Raw genomic sequence first — 20,820 nt, 5'->3', positions numbered from 1 at the left:
TTTCAGTGTTTGCGTCGGTGTCAGTGGCAGGAGGGGCCGTCGGGGTCGGGGTTCCAGTCCACCGGTCCGGCGACGATGCAATGGCTGGTCAGTTTGCGGCCCAGCACCTCCTGGGCGGTGCGGGCGGCGTCGATGACCGCCGGCAGGCTGACGCCGGTCGGCACGCCCATCTCGTGGAACATGTTGATGAGGTCCTCGGTGGCGATGTTGCCGGTCGAGCCGGCCGGAACCGGGCAGCCGCCGAGTTCGCCGAAGCTCGACTCGAAGCTGGTGCAGCCGGCCTGCAACGCGGCGTAGGCGTTGGCCAGCCCCTGACCTCGGGTGTTGTGGAAGTGCGCGGTGATCTCCACTCCCGGCAGCCGCTCGATTGCCGCGGAGAAGATGTCGAAAACATAAGCCGGGTGCGCCATTCCGGTGGTGTCACCGAATCCGATCTCCTGGCATCCGGCAGCCGCGAACTGTTCGGCGATCTCCAGGGTGCGCTCCATCGGAACCTTGCCCTCGAACGGGCAACCGAAGGCGGTCGCGATCACCGCGGTGGGCTTCAGACCTTCGGCGTCGATGCGCTTGGCGACGATCTCGTTGTCGGCCATCGACTCATCGATGTATCGGTTGACGTTGCGCTTGTTGTGCGTCTCCGACGCGCTGACGAACAACGCGACCTCGTGGAATCGCTCCCGAACCTGCAAGGCGTTGTCCAGTCCGCGGCTGTTGGGGACCAGTACGGTCAACGAGATGTGCTCAGGGACGTCGATGCCGTTGAGTACCTCCACGGCATCGGACAGTTGTGGGATGACGTCGGGCCGCACGAAGCTGGCTACTTCGATGCGGTCCAGGCCCGTCTGCCCCAGTAGATTGATCAACCTGATCTTGTCGGCGGTGCTGATCACCTCCGGTTCGTTCTGGAATCCGTCGCGGGGACCGACCTCCCGGATACGCGCGGCCACAGGCAGTTTCGGGCTCATAGCTGATTGATCTCCTTCTCGAGTTGGTCCCGGAATTCCGGGGCTGCGACGGTGACGAGGCGCCGGGCCCGCTCACCGATGCTGCATCCGCGGAGGTGCGCCGCCCCGTGTTCGGTGACGACGACGTCGACGTCGGCGCGCGCGGTGGTCACGATGCCACCGTCCAGGCGGGGCTTGATCGTCGAACGTCCGCGAAAGGTGGAGCGCACCGCGATGATCGAACGCTTACCGGTCAGGGCGGCGGCGCGGGTGAAGTCCACCTGGCCACCGACCGCTCCGACATAGACACCGCCGCTGACCTCGGCGCCGACCTGTCCGGACAGGTCGACCTCGACGGCGAAGTTGATCGAGACCAGTGAGGCGAGCTGGGAGAGGATCTGCGGGGAGTGGGTGTAGCTGGTCGGCAGGAATCGGATCGGTAGCTCGGTGACGCGTTTGTAGAGTTCCGCCGAGCCCAGCGCGGTACCCACCACGATCAGACCGGCGTCGAGCTCCTTGCGCCCTCCGGTGGCCACCCCGTTGTCGACCAGCCGCATCAGGCCGTCGGTGATCATCCCGGTGTGGAAGCCCAGATCGCGGTGTCCGGCAAGGGAATCCAGCACCGCCGAACCCAGCGATCCCACGCCGAGCTGCACGGTGTCCCCGTCGTCGACCAGCTCTGCGATACGTTCCGCGATCCGACGGTCCACCTCGTCGGGATCGCGCGAGGGGTCTTCGGGCAGCGGGCGGTCGGTGCTGATGGTGGCGGTGAACCGGTCCAGCGGGATGGGGTCCGATCCGATGGTGGCCGGCATCTGCGCGTTGATCTCGGCGATCAGCACCGGTGTGTGCGGTACCGCGTCGGCGACGTAGTCGACCCCGACACCGAGCGAGCACCGGCCGTTCCGGTCGGGCGGTGACACCTGGACCAACCCCACGTCGCAGGGCAGATGATGCTCGGCGAACATCCTGGGCAGCGCCGAGTAGTGGCACGGCACCACCTCCAGGCGCCCGGTGCGGCTGAGCTCCCGAAGTTCCCCGAGACCGCCGTAGGACACCATCGACACCCGGTCGGGCATGGTGACGGCCAGTTGGTCGTTCCAGGACAGTCCGGTGAACGTGCGGATCGGTCCGATCCGGGCGTTCTGGGTGATCAGCGCGTCGACCAGGGGGCGGGGCTCGGCCGCGGCCTGTCCCCACCACACCCCGTCGCCACGCGAGAGGAACCTGGTGAAGTCGATCAAGTGGGGACTCGCTGCAGCAGTGTCCCGGTGCCCAGCCCGCCGCCGCAGCACATGGTGACCAGGCCCAGATCTGCCTCGCGCCGTTCGAGTTCGGCGACCAGGGTGGCGATCAGCCGGGCCCCGGTGGCCCCGACGGCGTGGCCGAGCGAGATCGCCCCGCCGTTGACGTTGACCCGGTCGGGGTCGGCCTTCAGCTCCCGCTGCCACGCCAGCACCACCGAGGAGAACGCCTCGTTCACCTCGAAGAGGTCGATGTCGTCGACGGTCAGGCCGTTGCGGTCCAGCAGTTTCCGGGTCGCCGGGATGGGCCCGGTCAACATGATGATCGGATCGACACCGACGGTGGTCTGGTCCACGATCCGGGCCCGTGTCTTCAGGCCGTACCGCTCCGCGGCGTCGGCCGAACACAGCAGCACCGCCGCGGCGCCGTCGGAGATCGGCGAGGAGCTTCCCGCGGTGATCCGGCCGTCCTCCTTGCGGAACGCCGGCTTCAACCCGGCCAGCGTCTCGGTGGTGGTGCCGGGCCGCACGCACTGGTCGCTGGTGCGCACCTCGCCGTCCAGTGTCATCGGCACCATCTCGGAGCCAAACCGGCCGTCGGCGATCGCCGCGGCAGCCAACTCGTGTGAGCGGGCGGCGAATTCGTCCATCTCCTGGCGCCCGATGCCCCAGCGGTCGGCGATCAGTTCGGCGCTTTCGCCTTGGTGGACGAAGCTGTAGAGCTCACGGAGTTCCGGGGGCCACGGGTCGCCGTAGAGCTCGCTGATCTTGGTGGGGGAGTCGATGGGGATGTGGCCCATGTGTTCCACACCGCCGGCGATCACGATGTCGTGAGTACCCGATGCGATGAGCGCGGTGGCCATTTCGACGGCGGTCTGTGCGGAGCCGCACCGACGGTCCAGCACGGTTGCCGGAACCTCCGGCGGGTAGCCCGCCTGCAGCCAGGCGTTGCGGCCGATATTGCGGGACTGCTCGCCGAATGGTGCGGTGCAGCCGATGACGAGGTCCTCGACCGCACCCGGGTCGATCCCCGTCCGGGTGATGAGGTCGGTGTAGCAGGCCGCGAGCATGGCGTTCGGGTGCACATCGCGAAACCACCCACGTTCGGGGTGGGACTTGCCGATCGGGATGCGCACCGCCTCGGCGATGAACACCGGCCGTCCGGCACGGGTGAAAGGACCGTCGATGTCGCGCGCCATGTCAGATCACCGTCCCGCCGTCGACCGGGAGCACCTGGCCGGTGATGTAGGACCCGGCGTCGGAGGCCAGGAACACGAAGCTGGGGGCGATCTCCTCCGGGGTTGCCCAGCGGCCCAACGGAATACGGGCGAGAGTCTTGGCGGCGAGCTTCTCATTGGACCTGATGTTCGCGGTCATGGCGGTCGCTGCGAGTGGGGCTATCGCGTTGACGGTGACGGAGTTGCGGGCCAGTTCGCGCGCCAGTGACTTGGTCAGCCCGATGATGCCGGCTTTGGCCGCACCATAGTTGACCTGCCCGATCGTGCCGGTCAGTCCGGCTGCCGAGGTGACGTTGATGATGCGTCCGGTCCCGTCGCTCGGCAACAGCGCCTGTGCGGCGTGGCTGCACAGGAAGCTGCCGACCAGGTGGATGTCGATGATGCGGCGGAAGGTTTCTTCGGTCTGGTCGGCCAGCATCGCCGGGGCGATCGCGCCGGCATTGTTGACCAGAACATGCAGGGTGTCCCCGGCCAGCGCCGCGGCTCGGGAGACTGCCTCCGCGCCGGCGGAGGCATCGCGGACGTCAAAGCCGAACGACTCGGCGCGTCCGCCGGCAGCGGTGATGGTGCCCGCCACCGCGGCGGCGGCGTCCTTGTCGATGTCGGAGACCAGAACAGCGGCCCCCGCCGCGGCGAAGGCCTGCGCGACGGCTGCGCCCACACCGCCGCCCGCTCCCGTCACCAATGCAGAACGTCCGTCCAATCGGAAGGCGGCCGCCAGTTGCGTCGGGGTCGTCATCAGTAGCTCCGGGGAAGGCCGAGGACGTGCGATCCGAGGAAGTTCAGGATCATTTCCTGGCTGATCGGTGCAATCCGGGTGAGGCGGGCCTCGCGGAAGTAGCGGGCCACGTGGTACTCCTCGGAATAGCCCATGCCACCGTGCGTCTGCAATGCCCGGTCGGCGGCGTCGAATCCAGCCTCGGCGCACAGGTACTTCGCCGTATTAGCCTCGCGCCCACACGGTTTCCCGTTGTCGTAGAGCCAGGTGGCTTTGCGCAGCATCAACTCCGCGGCATCGAGTTTGGCCAGTGAGTCGGCCAGCGGGAATTGGATGCCCTGGTTCATTCCGATCGGACGACCGAACACTTCGCGCTCATTGCCGTAACGGACGGCGGCGCGAAGCGCGGCGCGACCGATGCCGAGCGCTTCGGCCGCGATCAGGCATCGCTCGGGGTTGAGCCCGTCGAGGATGTACTTGAAACCTTCGCCTTCTTCACCGACGCGGTCTTCGACCGGAATCTCGAGGCCATCGATGAACAGCTCGTTGGAGCTCACCGCGTTGCGGCCCATCTTGGGGATCGGGCGCACGTCGACCTTGGTGCGATCCAGATCGGTGAGGAACAGGGTCAAGCCATCGGTCTTGCGGGGCGAGTCCTCGAATTTCGTTGTGCGAGTCAGCAGGAGGATCTTCTCCGACTCCATCGCCTTGGAGATCCACACCTTGCGTCCGTTGACGATGTAGCGGTCCCCGTCACGCTTGGCGAACGTGGTGATCCGGGTGGTGTCCAATCCCGCGCCGGGCTCGGTGACCCCGAAGCACACGTGCAGATCGCCGTTGACGATCCGAGGCAGGGTGCGGGCCTTGAGTTCTTCAGAGCCGTGCAGGATCACCGGATGCATGCCGAAGATCGACATGTGAATGGAGCTGGCGCCGTTCATTCCGGCGCCGGATGCGGCGACCTCCTCGAGCAGCAGGCATGCCTCGGTGATGCCGTAGCCGTGGCCGCCGTACTCCTCGGGTGTGGTGATACCCAGCCAGCCGCCATCGGCGAAGGCGTCGTAGAACTCCTGCGGAAACTCGTGGTTGTGATCCTTGGTCATCCAGTAGTGGTCATCGAACTTTCCGGCAAGTTCGGCCACGGCGGAACGGATGGTCTGCTGATCGTCGCTGAGCTCGAAGTCCACGGTGACTCTCCAGGTCGAGGTTGATGTTCGAATAATACTAATGGACAGACCAAATTGGAAGATGTGGCGATGGTCAGCCGGGGCTGGGAACGAGGGGGAGCAGCGCCGCGATGCGTTCGTTCCACGCCTCCGGGCTACCGAACAGGACGCGATCGAGCTTGGCTCGCTTGTAGAACAGCTGCAGGTCGTACTCCCAGGTATAGCCGATCGCGCCGTGGACGGTGAGCGCGGAGTCGGCGAGTTCGGCGCAATGCTGCGTCACCTGTGCCTTCGCCGCCGCAGCGTGCAGTTGTGCGTCATCGGCACCCTCCTGCAGTGAGGCACCCGCCAGAAGCGTTACCGAGTAGGACGATTCGACGGTCACCAACATCTGAGCGGCCGCGTGTTTCACAGCTTGAAACGCGGCGATAGGTCGGCCGAACTGTTTGCGCTGTTTGGCGTACTCCACCGTCATGTCGAGCATGCGCTCGGCGGCGCCCAGCGCGTCGGCCGCCACCAGGACGGCCGCGCGGTCGGCCAATCGATCCCAGACGCGGTCCCCGCAGTCAGTGTCGAGAGGGCGTGCCGGCGCGTCGTGGAACAGGACATCGGCGGCGCTGCGGGAGCGGTCCAGTACCGCTCGGGGGCGCACGTCCACGCCGATGGCTTCACGATCGACCACCAACAGCCGGTCGCCGTCGGGACTCTGGACCGGCACGATGAGCCGCGTGGCGTCGTCGGCGGCGAGCACGCACCGAACCTCGCCGGTCACGCTGCCGTTATGCCAACGCACCCCCGAACGGGAGGTGGGTATGCGGTCGGATCGCACAGCCGCAACGGTCAGTTCACCCGCTTCCTGTGCGGCGGTCGCGAGTTCCGGCTCGTTCTCCAGTGCCACATCAGCCACCGCCCGGGCCAGCCATCTCCCGGAAGGCGCTGCAGCGCGGCCTAACTCGCGCGCAGTAAGCAGTAACTCCAACAATCCGCCGCCCTGCCCGCCGCGTGACTCGTCGAACCCCACCCCGGCCCAGCCCTCCTGGGTGAGCGCGTCGTCGAAGCTGCGGTGGTCTCCTGAGTCGAGCCACGCGCGAAGATGTTCGGAGTCGGCTTTGCCGGCGAGCCAGTCGCGCAGTGATTCCGCGTACATGTGCTGCTCATCGGATAGTTCCCAGTGCATGGATGTCTCCGCAGGTGATCGTTGCTGTTAGGTGCTAAGGTCAGACCATTAGGTCGATGGAGGAGGCTCTTGATGGGTGAGAGCGCGGCAAGGTCGGCAATCACGCTCGGACCCGTCGACGTTCCCAAGGCGCCCGACGTGCTGGCACGTGAACTGCGCGAACGGATCCTCAGCGGGGAACTTCCCGAAGGCGCCGCGCTTCCGGCCGAACGTGAATTGGTCAAGCAGACCCAGATGAGCCGGGCCACGGTGCGCGAAGCGCTGCGGATTCTGGAAGTTCAGAACCTGGTTCGGGTCAAGGCCGGTCGTGCCGGCGGTGCCTTCGTTCAGCGCCCGAGTACGGCCTCGATGGCCAACACCGTGAGCATGCTGATCCGAGGCAGACAGATCAAGCTGGCTGATCTCATGGAGACGCGGGAGGCACTCGAGCCGTTCTGCGCCGAACTTGCGGCGGCCAAGCGGACCAGCGAGGACCTGGAAAGGCTGGATCGCGCCAATGAGGCGATCGCCGACCCGAACGCCGACCTGTCCCGGTTCCTGCTGGCCAACCTGGACTGGCACGTCGGCGTCGCGATCGCGAGTCACAACGAACTGTTGATCGGTTTCATGACAGGCCTCTCGCAGGCCATCTACGCCGGTACCGAGAACGCCTCGTTCGTCGACGAGTCGGTGCGGGACGTCACCACGCGGGCGCACAAGTCGATCACCCGGGCCATCCGCGAACGCGACGCCGAAGCCGCCGGACGACGGATGCGCAGACACGTGCACTCCTACGCCTCGGCTGCCCTGGAAGTCGATCAACGTGACTCCATCACCGTCGACGACTGATCAACGACTGCTTCCCGAATCCGGTCGATAGCCTCCGGGTTCTCCGCGCCCGACAGATCACCGGGATCGGTGCCCAGCGCCGCCGCGCGAATGGCGCGCCGCAGAATCTTGGCCGACCTCGTCTTGGGCAGGGCATCAACGCGCCATACCTTCGACGGCGCGAACGGCTTGCCGAGTTCCTTGCCGACAATCTCCCTGAGTTCCCGCGAGACCGTCTCCTCGTCGACCGAGGCCGGATCCCGGGCCACCCAGAACGCCCACACGGCTTCACCTTTGACCGAGTCGGGTACACCTACTGCCGCGGACTCGCTCACCGCCGAATGTGTCGACAGGGCTGCCTCCACTTCAGCCGGTGCCAGCCGCTTGCCCGCGACGTTCATGACGTCGTCGGATCTGCCGAGGATGAACCACTGGCCGCCGTCGTCGACCATGGCGAAGTCCCCGTGGGTCCACATGCCGGGGAAGCGCGACCAATAGGCCTCCAGGTAACGCTGATCGTCCTTCCACACCCCGCGCGTCATCGACGGCCACGGCTGGCGGCACACCAGCTCACCCACCTGGCCGCGCACCGAGTCACCGCGGTCGTCGACGACGTCGACGTCCATGCCGAGTGAGGGCCCGCCCAGCGAACAGCTGTGAATGGGCTCGACCGGGTACGGCGCCAGAAACGAGCCGCCGACTTCGGTGCCGCCCGAGAAGTTGATCACCGGAACCCGGCTGTCGAAGACATCGCGGGCCAGCCAGTCGTAGGAATCCGGATCCCATGGCTCTCCGGTCGATCCGAGCACGTGGACCGAGGACAGGTCGCGGGCGCGAATCTGAGTGAGATCCGATCCTTTGAGCGTCCGGATCAGCGTCGGCGACACACCGAGCATGGAGATTCGATGCCGCTCAACGAGATCCCACAGTCGATAGTTGTCCGGAACGTCGGGAGAGCCTTCATAGAGGACCAGCGCCGCACCGTTGGCATGGGTGCCGATGATCGACAGAGGTCCCATGATCCAGCCCATGTCGGTGATCCAGCAGAACACCCCATCGCTGGTCATATCGAAGGAGTAGGCGACCTCGCTCGCGGTCTTGACCAAGAACCCGGCGTGGGTGTGCACGGCGCCCTTGGGCCGACCCGTGGTCCCGGAGGTGTACCCCAGCATGAGCGGATGCATGGCGGGGACACGCTCGGTGACGAGGTCGGCCGGCGCGCCGGTGAGCTCAGACCAGCGCGTGACGGCAATGGGGGAGTCGATATCGGCTGCGTCGCCCACGTTCTCGATCACGACGAGGTGCTCGACGTGCCCAGCGTCCGCGAGGGCCGTGGCCAGCTGCGGCAGCATCGCGACGGTCCGTCCGCGCCGAACGGTTCCGTCAGCCACCACCACCGCTTTGACGTCGGCATCGATAAGCCTCGAGGCGATCGCCGCGGCAGCAAAGCCGGAGAACAGCGGAACCAGAACCGCACCCAGGGCTGCCACGGCGTACACCGCCACCACCGCCTCCGGGATCATCGGGAGATAGAGCCCCACGGCGTCACCGCGACCGATGCCGAGCCGCCGCAGACCGGCCGCCGCGCGGGCGACCTGCTCGGCGAGTTCGGCATAGGTCAGGGTCTGCACCGACCCGTCTTCGGCCTCATGCCGCACGGCGATGCGATCCGGTCCGGCGTCTCGCCAGCGGCGCAGGCAGGTCTCGACCACGTTGAGTTCGGCTCCGACGAACCAGTCCGGGTGCTCGATGCCGCGGCTGAGGTCCAGTACTTCGGTATGTGGCGTGGCGAACTGGATGCCGAGATCCTCCAATACGGCATTCCAGTACCAGGCGGGGTCGGCTACCGAGCGTTCTCTCAACTCGGTGATGTCCCGCAGGCCATATTTGTGGGCCAGTCGGGTGACGTTGGCGTGGTCGATGTACTCCGGTGTGGGCTTCCAGACGTAGTCACTCATGTCCATCACTCCCTGGGCATGCCGAGAATGCGCTCGGCGACGATGTTGCGCTGGATGAAGGTGGAACCGCCCGCGATCGCGGTGCCGCGTCCCTGGTTGGCCAGCCGGAGCCAGCGCTCGGCGGTGGCGTCCGCTGCGGTGGAGTCCTTGTCCGGCAACGAGAATTGGCCGTCCAGCTCCGACAGTGACAGACCGAAATCGGCGATGTCCTCCACCAGTGGGCAGAAGAAGAGTTTCCCGATCGAGGTCACCGGTCCCGGAGGTTCTCCGCTCGCTGCGCCGCTGATCACCCGCTGGCTGATCGAGTAGTGCGTCAGCGCACGCCCGTAGAGGTCCGCGATGCGCTGCCGGATCAACGGGTCGGTGCCCAGCGGGCGGCCGTCGTCACCGGTGAGCGCGGCGATCTCGCCGATCAGATCCTGGACGGCGCCGGTGGTGTTGACCCGCCCGGTGGCGATGGCAACCCGCTCGAAGGCCAGCGTTCCCATGGCCACCCGCCATCCGTCATCGACTGCGCCGACGACGTCGGAATCCGGGATGAAGACGTCGTCGAGGAACACCTCGTTGAACTCCGCTTCGCCGAGCATGTGCTCGAGGGGGCGGACGCGCACTCCGGGAGCCGCCATGTCGAGCAGAAAGTAGGTGATTCCGCGGTGTCGAGGACCACCGCCGGTGCGGGCCAACAGTATTGCGTGGGCGGCCAGTTGAGCACGGCTGGTCCAGATCTTCTGGCCGGTGATCTTCCAACCGCCGTCGACTTTGACCGCCGCCGTCCGCAGCGACGCCAGGTCGGACCCGGATTCCGGTTCGGAGAACAACTGGCACCAGATGTGTTCCCCGGTCAGGATTGGTCGCAGGTAGCGCTGCTGTTGGTCAGCTGTGCCGAAGGCGATGATCGTCGGACCACCGAAATCCTCGCCGATGATGTTCAACCGCTCTGGTGCGCCGGCGCGGTCCATCTCCTCGGTGAAGACCGCTTTGATCTTCGCGTCGGCACCACCGCCGCCGAATTCGGTGGGCCAGGACAAACCGGCGTAGCCGGCATCAAACAGCAGGCGCTGCCAGCGTCCCCAGTAGTCGCGCTTGTCCTCGAGTCGATGTGGTTCGGGTCCGCCGAGCAGTGGCAGCGTGTCGGCCAGCCAAGCGCGGATCCGCTGGCGAAAGTCGGCTTCAGCGGGACTGTCCTTGAGTTCCATTCCGGTGCTTCTACTTTCCAGCCTCGGTGATCTTGGCGGCCTGTTCGCGCAGCTGGTGCTTCTGTACCTTGCCGGTTGCGGTCATGGGCAGGCTCTCGACGCTGATCACCCGCTCGGGCGTCTTCTGGATCGCGACCCCGTGCCCGGTGAGGTAGGCCCGCAATTCCTCGACCGACGGCTCGGAGTGGCCTGATCGGGCGACGACGAAGACTGCCACCCTCTCTCCCAGTCGGTCGTCGGGGTATCCCACAACGGCCGAGTCACTCAGCGCTGGGTGCGCCACGAGGTGCTCCTCGAGTTCTCGGGCGCTGATGTTCATGCCGCCCCGAATGATGATGTCCTTGAGTCGTCCGGTGACTCGGACGAAGCCGTCCGCGTCCATGACGCCAAGATCGCCGGACCGCGAGAATCCACTAGGGGTGAACAGGGCGGCGGTTTCCTCCGGGTTGCCCAGGTAGCCGATCATGTGCGACGGCCCGCGGTAGGCGATGTCCCCTTCGGAGCCGCGGGGAACCTCGCGGCCCTCTTCGTCGACGATGGCAACCGTGTGTCCGTCCATCGCGGAGCCGTCGGAGTTCAGCGCCCGACTGGTGTCGTCGGTAATCGTGCAGGTTGTGGTCATGAGGTTTTCGCTGCGGCCGTACAGGCTCAGGACCTTGAGGTGGGGGAGCGTGTCATGGGCGCGCTCGACGACGGCACGGGGTATCGGTGCGCCGGCACACACCCACAGGCGAAGGCTGGACAGGTCGTCGCGTTCCGGGTCGAACGCCTCCAGCAGCATCTGCAGGAAGGTGGTTGCGGTGACGGCCTGGGTGCAGCCGAATCTGGCGATTTCGGCCGCACCGCGAACCGGCTCCCACTCGGCCATCACGTGGGTGGCCGCACCGTTGAGCAACGGCACCAGCACGCTGGTCACCAGGCCGGTGGTGTGGGTGATCGGCGAAGGGCCGAACTGCACGTCGGCCTCGGTGTAGCCGAATGCCTTGGTGAGGCTGCGTGCTCCGGAGCAGTAGGTGTTGAAGGTGTGAACACAGCCCTTCGGCCGGGAGGTGGTGCCGGAGGTGTAGACGATGAGGAACGGGTCGTCGGCGCTCGGTTGGGGCGGCAGATCGGACTCGGCCGGCACCGTCTCAGCGCGTACACCGTCCAAAGTGCTAACACCACTTCCCGTTTCACCGGCAGTCGCCAACGCGGCGGCATCCGGACGGGCTACCACGATTTCCAACTCGGGATGCTCGGTACGCACATCGCGGTACATGCCGAGGTAGTCGAAGCCTTTGAACATCGACGGAGCGATCACCGCGCGTGCTTCGGCGTGGCCGACGACATAGCCGGCCTCGTCGCGGCGGTAGATCGGCATGATCGGCACGGTGATGATCCCGAGCCGTGACAGAGCGGCCACCACTTCGATGAACTCCACCCAGTTGGGCAGCTGCACCGCGACGGTGTCGCCGGCCCGCCAGCCTCGGGCGTGGAATCCGGCCGCCAGTCGCAGCGCGGAGTCGTGCAATTCCCGGTAGGTGAGCGAGCGTTCCCCGTCGGTGGCGAACACCTTGTCCGGGCGAGTGTCCGCTTGCAGTGACAGCAAGTCGAACATGGTTTCGTCGCTCCACAGGCCCGCGTCCCGATAGGCGCGGATCTCGTCGGGTGTGTAGCGATCGGTGTGCTTACCAGGCTTCATCGCTGGTCATCCCTTCGGTGAATGGCGAAACCTTATTATGGTCAGACCAAAAAGGCAAGAGGCGACCTAGGCATTGCGCCAGACGGGGGCACGCTTCTCCTTGAACGCGCGCACCCCCTCGGTCAGGTCCTCGGTGGTGAAGGCCAGAGCAAGCTGGGCCTGCAGGTAGTCCAGCGCTGCGTCCAGTGGCAGATCCCGGGTTGCGGCGAGTGCCTTCTTACCCAGCCCGAGCAGCAGTGGCGACTTCGACGCGATCGTGGCGACCCAGTCGCGTACCGCGTCATCGAACTGCTCGTCGGGCACAACGCGGTTCACCAGACCAACGTCGAGTGCCTCGTCCGCCGACAACAGTCGGCCGGTCATCATCAGCTCGTTGGCGGCCAGTCGCCCGGTCGCCCGGAAGATGAGGGCGGAGATCATGAACGGAAATGCGCCGATGTTGATCTCGGGGCAGCCCAGCCGGACCGATTGTTTGGCGATCACCAGATCGCAGGCCAACGCAATCCCGAGGGCCCCGGCGAGGACGTCACCGTTAGCGGCACAGACCACGGGCTTGTTGATTGCGGTGAGGGTTCGGTACAAGTCCGGAAAGCGGTTCAGGCCGGCGTATTTGGTGATGGTCGGACGGGTGTCGGCGAACGCGTCGAGATTTCCGCCGGAGGAGAACACCTTGTCGTGTGATGATGTCAGGACGATCACCCGGACATGGGGGTCCGCCGCCGCGCGGTCGAGCCCTTCCATCAGCTGGTCGAGCAGGGCGTCGGACAACGCGTTGCGCCGCTGTGGGTCATCCAGGATCAGGTAGGCGGCCAGCGGCGCGTCCGGTTCCGGACCCGTGCGGCGCGGGTCGTAAGCGACGAGCTGGGTCATGCGATCTCCAATACGGTCTTTCCGAATCCTCTGGTGGTCTCGAGGTGGGTATGGGCCTCGGCTGCTTCGTCGAGGGGGAAGGCTCGGTCGATGACCGGCGGGGGTACCCGATGCTCGGCGAGAAGGGCCAGCAGCCCGGCGAAGTCGCGGACGTTGCCCATCGTCGTGCCGAGCAGGTCGTACTGGCCGAAGTAGAACGCGCGCACATCCATCGGCGCTGTCTCGGCGGCGTTGGCACCCAGCACCACCAGCCGACCGCCGGGCCGAAGTGCCCGAACGGATTCCGGCCAGCGTCCCACCGGGTCGAGGACAAGATCGAAGCCGCCGCCCGAGGGCGACATCTGCCGAGCCTGCTCCGGCCAGTCCGGGTCGGTGTGCAGCACTCCGCCGGTAGCACCCTCGCAGACCGCGGCGGTGATCTTGTCGGCCGATGACGAGGTGACCGTGATCGAGGCACCGCTGTGTGAGGCCAATTGCACTGCCATGGTGGCGATTCCGCCGCCGGCACCCACCACCAGCATCGACTCGCCGGCCCGCAGCCGGCCCCGGCTGAACAAGGCGCGGTAGGTGGTCAGGCCGACAAGTGGCAGGGCTGCCGCCTGCGCCCAGCTGAATCCTGCCGGTTTGGGAGCCAGGCATTCTGCCGGCACGCTCACCAGTTCGGCGTAGGTACCCGGGACATGGTCGCCGAGAATTTCCCACCCCGGTGCCGGAGCCTCGTCGCGCTGACCCCAGTGCAGGGACGGGACGATCACCACGTCGTCACCGGTATCCCGACGTACCCCGGCTCCGTCGGCGCCGATGACGTGGGGCAAGGGGGAGCGGTAGCGACCCTGGCGGACCAGGACGTCGTGCCAATTCAGCGCCGCGGCCTTGAGCTCGACGGTCACCCAGCCCGGTTGGTCGGGTGGGTCGGGGAACGAACCGGGCCTCAGAACTGCCGGGTCGCCGAACTCGTGGAGGACGACAGCGTGCACGTCGGGCGGTCAGACCAGGCCGAGTTGAGTGAGCAGGGTTCCGACGTTCCAGTAGGCATGCACCGACACCGCACGGCCGGCATCGTCAACCTTCCACACGTCCATACCGGTGACATCGAACGCTCGGCCGGTGGGTGGTACTCCGGGCGGGAAACCCTCCCCGGTGTGAGTGCCGGTCATCCGCCACTCTTGGGTGACCTTGTTGTTGGCGACGTCGATGAGCGGCTCGCCAATCGCATGGAAGGCCATGTCGGGGAACCCGCTCCACGCCGCGGTGAAGAACCCGGCGGCGCCGTCGCGATCGGTAAGGGGTTCGGGCAGCGACGGGTCCTGCCACTCGACGTTCTCGGCGATCACGTCAAGAGCGCTGGCAAGGTCACGCTGGCTCCAGGCGGCAAAGTAGCGGGCGGGGTAGCCGAGGAGGTCGGCCGGGTCGGCGCTCATCGGGGCCACGCTAGTTGTGCCTCCGATGTGCCTGCGTCTCCCTTATGAGGGTTTTTCAGTCACCTCCAGGGGGGCGAGGTGCAGTTATGACCGCTCAATCCGCTTCGAGCGTGGCCGTGAGAACCCTGGTGATGCTCTGCGCGGCGATGCGGACTGCAGGACCGATACGGCGGATGTCGACCGTGTCGGCCCGTCCCGACGCTGAGATGGCGGCGATCGGTGTTCCGTCATGTCGGCGTATAGCGCTGGCGACGCACGCGACCCCGGACGCGGACTCCTCGTGTTCGTAGGCGATGCCGCGGGCGGCGATCCCGATCAGCTGGCGCCGAAACGCATCTGCGGCGGTGATCGTCCTGGGGCCGACGCGGGTCAGGCCCGCGGTGATCACGGCGTCGGTCGCGTCACCACCTGATCCGGCGAGCAGCGCCTTGCCGACCCCGGTCGCATGGGCGGGCAGGCGTCCACCGACCACGGACGGCAACCGTGGGGCGTTGCGTCCGCGCAGAACCTCGATGTACACCACGTCGGTGCCGTCCAGGATGGCCAGATGGATCGTCTGGCGGGTGGCCTCCCGCAGATCAGCCATGAGTGGCAGAGCGACGTTGCGTACGGAACTCCTGGCAGACGCCTGCTGCCCCAGTTCGAACAGTCGCACGCCGAGAACGACGCCGTCACCACTGCGTTCGAGAAATCCGACTTCCTCCAGATCCTTGATCAACCGGAATACGGCCGTTTTCGGAATTGCGGTGCGCCTGGACAATTCGCTGATGCCGAGGCTTCGGTCACCGGTTTCGAAGGCCGCCAGCAACGCCGAAATGCGGTGCACCCTGGACACTGGCATGAAGGATCCTTCCGCTCGTAACGGGCCTCAGCCCATGCTGGCGCCGCCATTGACGTAGATGGTCTGGCCGGTGATGAACCTGCTGTCGTCACCGGCCAGGAATGCCACGGTGGCGGCCACTTCAGCCGGAACTCCCGGGCGGCCCATGGGAACGATCTCGGTGCCCTGTTCGACGACTTGCCGCAGCCGCGGCGGCGCTTCACCGGACGCGAACAGGGCCGCCAGTTCGGGAGTGAGGACGTAGCACGGTGCCACAGTGTTGGTGGTGATGCCCGAGTCGGCGAACTCCCGGGCGAGGCCGGTCATCATGGCGTGCACTCCGCCCTTGGCAGCGTTGTACATGGCATGGTCCATCAGACCGGTGCGCACCGAGTCGGCGCCGATGTTGATGATCCGGCCGTGGCCGCGGGAGACCATGTGCGGCAGGACCGCTCGAATACACCTGATGGTGGTCCAGAGATTGTTGTCGATGGTGGCCTGCAGCGTCTCCTCGGTATGTTCCAGGGTCGGCTTGATCACGCCGCCGCCGGCGTTGTTGACCAGAACGTCGACATGGCCGAGCGCCTGGATTGCCGCGGCAAGGAGATCATCGGCCACACCGGGTCTGTGAAGTTCGCCGATGAAGCCACCGGTGACGGCAAGTGACGTCACCCGATCGAGGTCCTCCTGCGATCGGGTGGCGATGAAGACCCGTGCCCCGTCGGCGATCAGTTGACTGGTGATACCGAGCCCGATTCCGGAGGCAGCCCCGGTGACGATCGCGGTCCGACCGTCGAGTGCACCGGTCACAAGATGATCGCCACGTCGGCGACCTGGCGCAGATCGGTCATGTCCAACTCGACTCGCTTGTAGGCGATTCGGAAGCTGCCGTCGACCGGTCGCAACCGGTAGCGGTATCGGCCCACATAGGCGCTCGACTTCCCGCCCCTGAATCGCCACACGGTGAACGAGGCGGTCACGGTGATCTCCCCGTCTTGCAGACCGGCCGGCTCGACGCGCACATTGAAGACCTGGTGGTTACTGCGCGAGTGCGGGTATTCGCGGTGCGCCCTGCGATTGTTCAGGCGCTCCACCCTCGCCTGCATGCGGCGGTGGTCGTCGTCGATGAGCAGGAGGTCACGCTCCGGGTCGGCGTCCAGTTTGTCATTGCAGGGCACCTCGTATTTGGCGTCCGGGGTGTACAGATCCAGCCAGCCGTCGAGGTTCCAGGCGTCCAGCAGAGACGCCTCGTGGTAGAGGAAATCCTCTATCTCAGAACGGGTTACGGCGACGATGGTCATCGAGGACCGCCCAGGGCCGCGGCATCACCCATCTGTTGCTGCCATCGCCGCCAGTATTCCCGCATCTGTTCCTCGTCGTTGGCCATCGGTCCGCGCCCCATGCCGCGGGAGATGTCATTCCACTCGCAGCCGCCACTGGAGAAGCCCAGCTGGCAGGATTCGAGTGCCTCGATGTCGTCCGGGGTCGCAAAGCCGCCGGGTCCGAGAAAGGTCAGGAAGCTGTCGAGGCGGCGGTTGCGCAGGCTCGGTGTCTCGTTGGTGGGAGCCAACTCCCAGGCCGTGACGTCGACCCGGTTGGGTGCGGGCGAGAACATCGTGCGGACCGTCACGGCCATGATGTCGTTGATGATGAGGTTCGGATAGATGATCAGGTTGCGGTTCACCTCGCACATCTTGTGGGCCCGCTCCTCGCCGTAGCGGTCGATCAATTCGGCACGGATCCGGTCGATCTCGACCTTCGCCTGCTCGCCGAACAGCGGTTCCCACTTGGCGACGGGCCGACCCCACGGGGACGAGTACTCGATGACGGCGTGGCCGTTTCCGAGTGTCACGGCCTCGCCGATCACCCCGCCCTGCAGATCGGTGCCCAGCGACACCAGGTACTTGAAGTAGGTGTCGTGGGTGGATGCTGCGTGGTAGCCGTCGGCACTGTTCTCGACGAGCAGCTTGTAGTTGGCGTCGAAGCTGTATTCATTGGTGCCCTTGATGATTTCGACGGAGCCCCCGCAACCGTCGACCACCAGGTCGATGTACTCCGCCGCGCCCGCCAGCCATGTTGGCAGGTCGACGATGTCGCGGTCGTAGCTGGTGAACACGAAGCCGCGGTAGGACTCGACGCGGGCGACCTTCACAAGTCCGAGTTCGTCGAAGTTCAGGCCGTTGGAGTAGCCCTCCCGGTCAGGCACGCCTTTGAGCGTGCCCTCGCTGTCGAACGTCCAGGCATGGTAGAAGCACTGAAACACCTTGGAGTTGCCGGAGTCCTGTCGACATACCAGCGCGCCGCGGTGCGTACAGGAATTGTGAAACACGTTCACGTTGCCACTCTTGACGCCGCGAACCATGAAGATCGGCCGTCCGGCGACATTGCGGCGGACGAAGTCGCCGGGCCCGGGGATCTCCGACTCGTGGCCCACATAGAGCCAGGAGTGTCCGAAAACCCGCTCCACCTCGGCGCGATGCACCTCTTCGGACGTCATCGCGGAACGATGTACCCGGAACGTGTTGCGGTCCTGGTCATCGACGACCAATGGTTGGCCGGCCGCAGGTGTGGCCGACTCTGTCGTCCAGTCTTCGACGGTGCTCATGAGCCCTCCACATAGTTTGCGACCAGCGCGGAGAACTCGTCGGCGCGCTCGATCTGGGTCCAGTGTCCGCATCGGCTGAACACGTGTAGGTCGGCGTTGGGCAATAGGTCGAGCATGGTCACCGAGACTGCCAGCGGCACGACCTTGTCCTCTCGTCCATGGATGAGCAGAGTGGGAGTCGCGATGGCTCGCACCTCGTCGGCAGTGATTGCCAACTCCGAGCCTTTGTGCCTGGGATCGAAGAACATTGACCGATAGGCTTCGTAGGCGCCGTCGGCAACGCTGGCCTCGTAGCGGATCGCCACGAGGTCCTCGGTGATCAGGTCGGGGTTCACCGCGAAGAAGGTTTTCAGTAGATGGCGCATGGCCTCGTGCGAGGGTTGGTAGGCGCGCAGTGCGGCAAGCCCCTCGGTCGGTGTCATCCCGACACCGGGGGAGCCCATCAGGACCATCCGGCTGATCCGCTCCGGGCTGTCGGTGGCCATCTGCAGGGCGATCCGCCCGCCGAGGGAGTTGCCGACGATCGCCGTCCGGTCGATTCCTTTGGCGTCCAGGAATGCCCACACGTGGTCGGTCCAGGTCCGCAGCGAGTAGATGACGTCGTCGGGACGCTCGGTGGCGCCGAACCCGACGATGTCCGGGGCCAGCACGTGGAAGCGTTTCGCGAGGTGCCCGATGTTGAGCTGCCAGTTCGCGGTCGCCGAGACTCCCGGACCGGATCCGTGCAGCATCAGCACCGGCTCCCCGGCTCCCGCCTCGAGATAGGCGGTGTCAATGCCACCGGCGTCGATGGTGTGTGACTGTGTCAGCGTCGAGGTCACTGAGTGCCGCCTTCCTGGTAGATCGCAAAGCACTTGTTGGAGTTGAAGACATCGGTGACGACCATGTCCGACCAGGCGAGCTCGAGTCCGAGTTCGGCGGCGGCGCCCGTCATGCAGAACCAATTCAGAAGCTCCTGCTGGCCGGAATCGAGCAGGTCCGTGGTCGGGGTTGCCTGCCAGGCGTCCCAATCGGCGTCGGTCAGCAGCCCGTAGAGCCTCAGATCGGATTCCGTATCCGGGGTCAGATGCCAGGTCTTGTCGACGAGGAATGCATGCGACCAGCTCGAGGAGGCCACCAGGGCGACCCGGAGGTCGGTTCCGGCGAACGCCTGCGCCACGGCGCGACCGAGTGCGAAGCAACGCGCCGGTGAGGGGCCGAGCGGGTCGAGACGTTCACCGCGGGATTGAGCGAAGGTGACCAAGCCGCCGCGGCGGGCGATCACGTGCGGGCCGTAGCAGTTCACCGTGATCGGCAAGAGCGGATAGGGGAAGGCCGAGCCGGCGTTGGCGTAGTCGAGGAACAGCTGGGTGTTGACGATTGCGTGCGGAAAGGCCGAGTTCTCCCGCTTGCGATAGGAGTACGCCATGTCGAACCCGCGCTCGATGAGTTCATTGGTCAGCCACCGACCTTCGTCGGCGCTGCCGTGCACCGTGATGGTGGTGTCATCGGGCAGGCTCCAGGCGTTGGGGCTGCCCCGTTCGGTCATCAGCTCGAACGGTTCGACCTCCAGATCGTCGTAGGCCAGGACGCAGAACGGCGGGACCACCTCCTCGCGGAAGTTCTCGTACTGGTCGTCCCCCCAGACCACCACCACATCGGGCTCGAAGTCGTCGAGTGCCGCGCGGCAGCGAGCAAGGTTGTCAACCAGTACTTTTCGATGCTGGGCTGCCGCGGCGACACCCTTGTCGGCACCCCACTCGTGTTGCATCAGCCCGGGCCAGTTCGACGGGTCCTTGTTGGCCTCGGGAATGTCGGGATCGGTGAGGGTCCAGCGCAACAGGCTGGCCATGTGCTCATCCGTGCCGGCCAGCAGGGGATAGTGCGTCAGGCCCAGTCCGAGGAAGTGCGCCATAGATGTTCTCCAGATTCCTTCTTGCGATGTGGTGTCTCAGGCCGGCAGGCAGGTCGGCGACGATGTGGTCGATAGGTTCGGGTACGGCGGGGAAGGGGTAGTCGGACCCGAACACCACGTGATCAGCGCCCACCAACTCCACCGCCGCCTGCAGTGCGGTCTGGTTGTAGGTCAGCGAGTCACACCACAGAGAGGTGGCCAGTCGGCTCGGGAGATCCTCGGAATCCGTTGCCATTCCGCCGATCTGGGCGCCCTTGTCCAGTCTGCCGATGATCGCGGGAAGCGCGCCGGCTCCGTGCGCCAGGCACAGCCGGACACCGGGCCGGCGGGCCAAGGCCCCGCTGGTCAGAAGTGCCGCCGCAGCGGTGGCCGTCTCGATCGGCATGCCGGCCCCGAACCCCATCGCCAGCCCCGCCATTCGTGCGGGCAGGTCCTCGTCGCGGGGGTGGACCAACACCAGTGCGCCCAATTCGCCGGCGACGGCGAAGAACCGGTCGAACTGTTCCTCGGCGAGTTCCTGGCCACGCACCTGGGTCGCGATCTCCACTCCGAGGAACCCGGGGCGGCTCATGCAGCGCCGCAGTTCGGCGATCGCGAGGTCCGTGTCCTGCAGTGCCACCGCGCCCAGCGCGGCGAACCGGGTCGGATGGTCGGCGATCATCCGCGCGAAGAAGTCGTTCTGCGCGGCAGCCAGTTCCGCCGCCCCGGCGGGGTCGGCGTCATAACAGAAGGTCACCGGGATCGGCGAAAGCACCTGCAGTGCAACACCATCGCGGTCCATATCTGCCAGGCGGGCATCCGCTGACCAGCAGCGGTGGTCGATTCGGCGGTATCGCCGGGCACCGTAGTTCAGCCACGCGGCGGTATGGCCAGTGCGCTCCACGCTCGGCCAGTGGTCGGCGGGATAGCGCCGGACCAGCTCAGGGAGATCCGGATCGATGGCGTGGGTGTGCACGTCGATCAGGCCAGTCGGTGCGCGAGACGTAATGGCGGCCTCCGGGGGCGGTGGAGCGGTCGAGAAGGAGCCTACGCAATTATGCAGTCATAATTCAAGATGTTTATGCAGAATGTTGTGGATCAC

At 66.1% G+C, this 20,820-nt stretch carries 20 protein-coding genes; 1 reads left to right on the top strand and 19 read right to left on the bottom strand.

The window, feature by feature from the left end:
* Positions 1 to 20 precede the first annotated feature (20 nt).
* The 6 genes from BN3385_RS26035 to BN3385_RS26010 form a co-directional block, all read right to left on the bottom strand.
* Positions 21 to 965 (bottom strand): hydroxymethylglutaryl-CoA lyase, encoded by a 945-nt coding sequence (locus BN3385_RS26035; RefSeq protein WP_059021309.1) that lies wholly within the window; start codon positions 963 to 965, stop codon positions 21 to 23.
* Positions 962 to 2,188 carry an acetyl-CoA hydrolase/transferase family protein gene (locus BN3385_RS26030; protein WP_059021307.1) on the bottom strand — a complete coding sequence of 409 codons (1,227 nt, stop codon included), beginning with the start codon at positions 2,186 to 2,188 and terminating at the stop codon, positions 962 to 964. Before BN3385_RS26030 ends, BN3385_RS26035 begins: the two co-directional genes overlap by 4 nt.
* Positions 2,185 to 3,387: a thiolase family protein gene (locus BN3385_RS26025; protein WP_059021305.1), complete on the bottom strand. Its 1,203-nt coding sequence runs from the start codon at positions 3,385 to 3,387 to the stop codon at positions 2,185 to 2,187. Before BN3385_RS26025 ends, BN3385_RS26030 begins: the two co-directional genes overlap by 4 nt.
* Before the next feature lies 1 nt (position 3,388).
* Entirely contained in the window at positions 3,389 to 4,165 is a 777-nt protein-coding gene (locus tag BN3385_RS26020; RefSeq protein WP_059021302.1) for an SDR family NAD(P)-dependent oxidoreductase, read from the bottom strand.
* Positions 4,165 to 5,331: an acyl-CoA dehydrogenase family protein gene (locus tag BN3385_RS26015; protein ID WP_059021300.1), complete on the bottom strand. Its 1,167-nt coding sequence runs from the start codon at positions 5,329 to 5,331 to the stop codon at positions 4,165 to 4,167. Before BN3385_RS26015 ends, BN3385_RS26020 begins: the two co-directional genes overlap by 1 nt.
* 73 nt (positions 5,332 to 5,404) lie before the next feature.
* A complete protein-coding gene (locus BN3385_RS26010; RefSeq protein ID WP_059021298.1) occupies positions 5,405 to 6,487 on the bottom strand; it encodes an acyl-CoA dehydrogenase family protein in 1,083 nt (360 codons plus the stop codon).
* Positions 6,488 to 6,559: 72 nt separating this feature from the next.
* Here BN3385_RS26010 and BN3385_RS26005 point away from each other — a divergent pair, with 72 nt between their 5' ends.
* Complete coding sequence (locus tag BN3385_RS26005; RefSeq protein WP_059021296.1) at positions 6,560 to 7,315, top strand: FadR/GntR family transcriptional regulator; 756 nt, start codon at positions 6,560 to 6,562, stop codon at positions 7,313 to 7,315.
* Here BN3385_RS26005 and BN3385_RS26000 read toward each other — a convergent pair.
* From BN3385_RS26000 to BN3385_RS25940, 13 genes are all read right to left on the bottom strand, one after another.
* Positions 7,285 to 9,252 (bottom strand): AMP-binding protein, encoded by a 1,968-nt coding sequence (locus BN3385_RS26000; RefSeq protein WP_059022428.1) that lies wholly within the window; start codon positions 9,250 to 9,252, stop codon positions 7,285 to 7,287. The genes BN3385_RS26005 and BN3385_RS26000 overlap by 31 nt on opposite strands.
* Positions 9,253 to 9,257: 5 nt before the next feature.
* Entirely contained in the window at positions 9,258 to 10,448 is a 1,191-nt protein-coding gene (locus BN3385_RS25995; protein ID WP_059021294.1) for an acyl-CoA dehydrogenase family protein, read from the bottom strand.
* A 10-nt stretch (positions 10,449 to 10,458) separates the two neighbouring features.
* Positions 10,459 to 12,129, bottom strand: a complete 1,671-nt coding sequence (locus tag BN3385_RS25990; RefSeq protein WP_059021292.1) for an AMP-binding protein — start codon at positions 12,127 to 12,129, stop codon at positions 10,459 to 10,461.
* A gap of 66 nt (positions 12,130 to 12,195) precedes the next feature.
* Positions 12,196 to 12,999 (bottom strand): enoyl-CoA hydratase/isomerase family protein, encoded by an 804-nt coding sequence (locus tag BN3385_RS25985; protein WP_059021290.1) that lies wholly within the window; start codon positions 12,997 to 12,999, stop codon positions 12,196 to 12,198.
* Entirely contained in the window at positions 12,996 to 13,976 is a 981-nt protein-coding gene (locus BN3385_RS25980; RefSeq protein ID WP_059021288.1) for a quinone oxidoreductase family protein, read from the bottom strand. The genes BN3385_RS25985 and BN3385_RS25980 overlap by 4 nt, the downstream gene beginning before the upstream one ends.
* 9 nt (positions 13,977 to 13,985) lie before the next feature.
* Entirely contained in the window at positions 13,986 to 14,420 is a 435-nt protein-coding gene (locus BN3385_RS25975; RefSeq protein WP_059021286.1) for an ester cyclase, read from the bottom strand.
* Positions 14,421 to 14,514: 94 nt separating this feature from the next.
* Positions 14,515 to 15,261 carry an IclR family transcriptional regulator gene (locus BN3385_RS25970; RefSeq protein WP_059021284.1) on the bottom strand — a complete coding sequence of 249 codons (747 nt, stop codon included), beginning with the start codon at positions 15,259 to 15,261 and terminating at the stop codon, positions 14,515 to 14,517.
* A 27-nt stretch (positions 15,262 to 15,288) separates the two neighbouring features.
* Positions 15,289 to 16,050: an SDR family NAD(P)-dependent oxidoreductase gene (locus BN3385_RS25965; RefSeq protein ID WP_059021282.1), complete on the bottom strand. Its 762-nt coding sequence runs from the start codon at positions 16,048 to 16,050 to the stop codon at positions 15,289 to 15,291.
* Positions 16,047 to 16,541 (bottom strand): aromatic-ring-hydroxylating dioxygenase subunit beta, encoded by a 495-nt coding sequence (locus BN3385_RS25960; protein WP_059021280.1) that lies wholly within the window; start codon positions 16,539 to 16,541, stop codon positions 16,047 to 16,049. The genes BN3385_RS25965 and BN3385_RS25960 overlap by 4 nt, the downstream gene beginning before the upstream one ends.
* Positions 16,538 to 17,845 carry an aromatic ring-hydroxylating oxygenase subunit alpha gene (locus BN3385_RS25955; RefSeq protein ID WP_059021277.1) on the bottom strand — a complete coding sequence of 436 codons (1,308 nt, stop codon included), beginning with the start codon at positions 17,843 to 17,845 and terminating at the stop codon, positions 16,538 to 16,540. Before BN3385_RS25955 ends, BN3385_RS25960 begins: the two co-directional genes overlap by 4 nt.
* Positions 17,842 to 18,666, bottom strand: a complete 825-nt coding sequence (locus BN3385_RS25950) for an alpha/beta fold hydrolase (RefSeq protein ID WP_059021275.1) — start codon at positions 18,664 to 18,666, stop codon at positions 17,842 to 17,844. Before BN3385_RS25950 ends, BN3385_RS25955 begins: the two co-directional genes overlap by 4 nt.
* Entirely contained in the window at positions 18,663 to 19,739 is a 1,077-nt protein-coding gene (locus BN3385_RS25945) for a DODA-type extradiol aromatic ring-opening family dioxygenase (RefSeq protein ID WP_059021274.1), read from the bottom strand. The genes BN3385_RS25950 and BN3385_RS25945 overlap by 4 nt, the downstream gene beginning before the upstream one ends.
* Positions 19,681 to 20,694 carry an amidohydrolase family protein gene (locus BN3385_RS25940; RefSeq protein WP_082690646.1) on the bottom strand — a complete coding sequence of 338 codons (1,014 nt, stop codon included), beginning with the start codon at positions 20,692 to 20,694 and terminating at the stop codon, positions 19,681 to 19,683. The genes BN3385_RS25945 and BN3385_RS25940 overlap by 59 nt, the downstream gene beginning before the upstream one ends.
* Positions 20,695 to 20,820: the final 126 nt, after the last annotated feature.

The sequence above is a fragment of the Mycobacterium sp. M26 genome (genome assembly GCF_001494595.1).
Classification (GTDB): Bacteria; Actinomycetota; Actinomycetes; order Mycobacteriales; family Mycobacteriaceae; genus Mycobacterium.
This window is presented reverse-complemented; position numbering and strand designations above follow the sequence as displayed.

What these genes read in the sequence shown, in the direction of transcription:
- BN3385_RS25985 (WP_059021290.1), bottom strand. Translation starts at nt 12,999, where the DNA reads ATGACCCAGCTCGTCGCTTACGACCCGCGCCGCACGGGTCCGGAACCG.
- BN3385_RS26010 (WP_059021298.1), bottom strand. Translation starts at nt 6,487, where the DNA reads ATGCACTGGGAACTATCCGATGAGCAGCACATGTACGCGGAATCACTG.
- BN3385_RS26035 (WP_059021309.1), bottom strand. Translation starts at nt 965, where the DNA reads ATGAGCCCGAAACTGCCTGTGGCCGCGCGTATCCGGGAGGTCGGTCCC.
- BN3385_RS25970 (WP_059021284.1), bottom strand. Translation starts at nt 15,261, where the DNA reads ATGCCAGTGTCCAGGGTGCACCGCATTTCGGCGTTGCTGGCGGCCTTC.
- BN3385_RS26005 (WP_059021296.1), top strand. Translation starts at nt 6,560, where the DNA reads ATGGGTGAGAGCGCGGCAAGGTCGGCAATCACGCTCGGACCCGTCGAC.
- BN3385_RS25990 (WP_059021292.1), bottom strand. Translation starts at nt 12,129, where the DNA reads ATGAAGCCTGGTAAGCACACCGATCGCTACACACCCGACGAGATCCGC.
- BN3385_RS25945 (WP_059021274.1), bottom strand. Translation starts at nt 19,739, where the DNA reads ATGGCGCACTTCCTCGGACTGGGCCTGACGCACTATCCCCTGCTGGCC.
- BN3385_RS26020 (WP_059021302.1), bottom strand. Translation starts at nt 4,165, where the DNA reads ATGACGACCCCGACGCAACTGGCGGCCGCCTTCCGATTGGACGGACGT.
- BN3385_RS25955 (WP_059021277.1), bottom strand. Translation starts at nt 17,845, where the DNA reads ATGAGCACCGTCGAAGACTGGACGACAGAGTCGGCCACACCTGCGGCC.
- BN3385_RS25995 (WP_059021294.1), bottom strand. Translation starts at nt 10,448, where the DNA reads ATGGAACTCAAGGACAGTCCCGCTGAAGCCGACTTTCGCCAGCGGATC.
- BN3385_RS25975 (WP_059021286.1), bottom strand. Translation starts at nt 14,420, where the DNA reads ATGAGCGCCGACCCGGCCGACCTCCTCGGCTACCCCGCCCGCTACTTT.
- BN3385_RS26000 (WP_059022428.1), bottom strand. Translation starts at nt 9,252, where the DNA reads ATGAGTGACTACGTCTGGAAGCCCACACCGGAGTACATCGACCACGCC.
- BN3385_RS25960 (WP_059021280.1), bottom strand. Translation starts at nt 16,541, where the DNA reads ATGACCATCGTCGCCGTAACCCGTTCTGAGATAGAGGATTTCCTCTAC.
- BN3385_RS26025 (WP_059021305.1), bottom strand. Translation starts at nt 3,387, where the DNA reads ATGGCGCGCGACATCGACGGTCCTTTCACCCGTGCCGGACGGCCGGTG.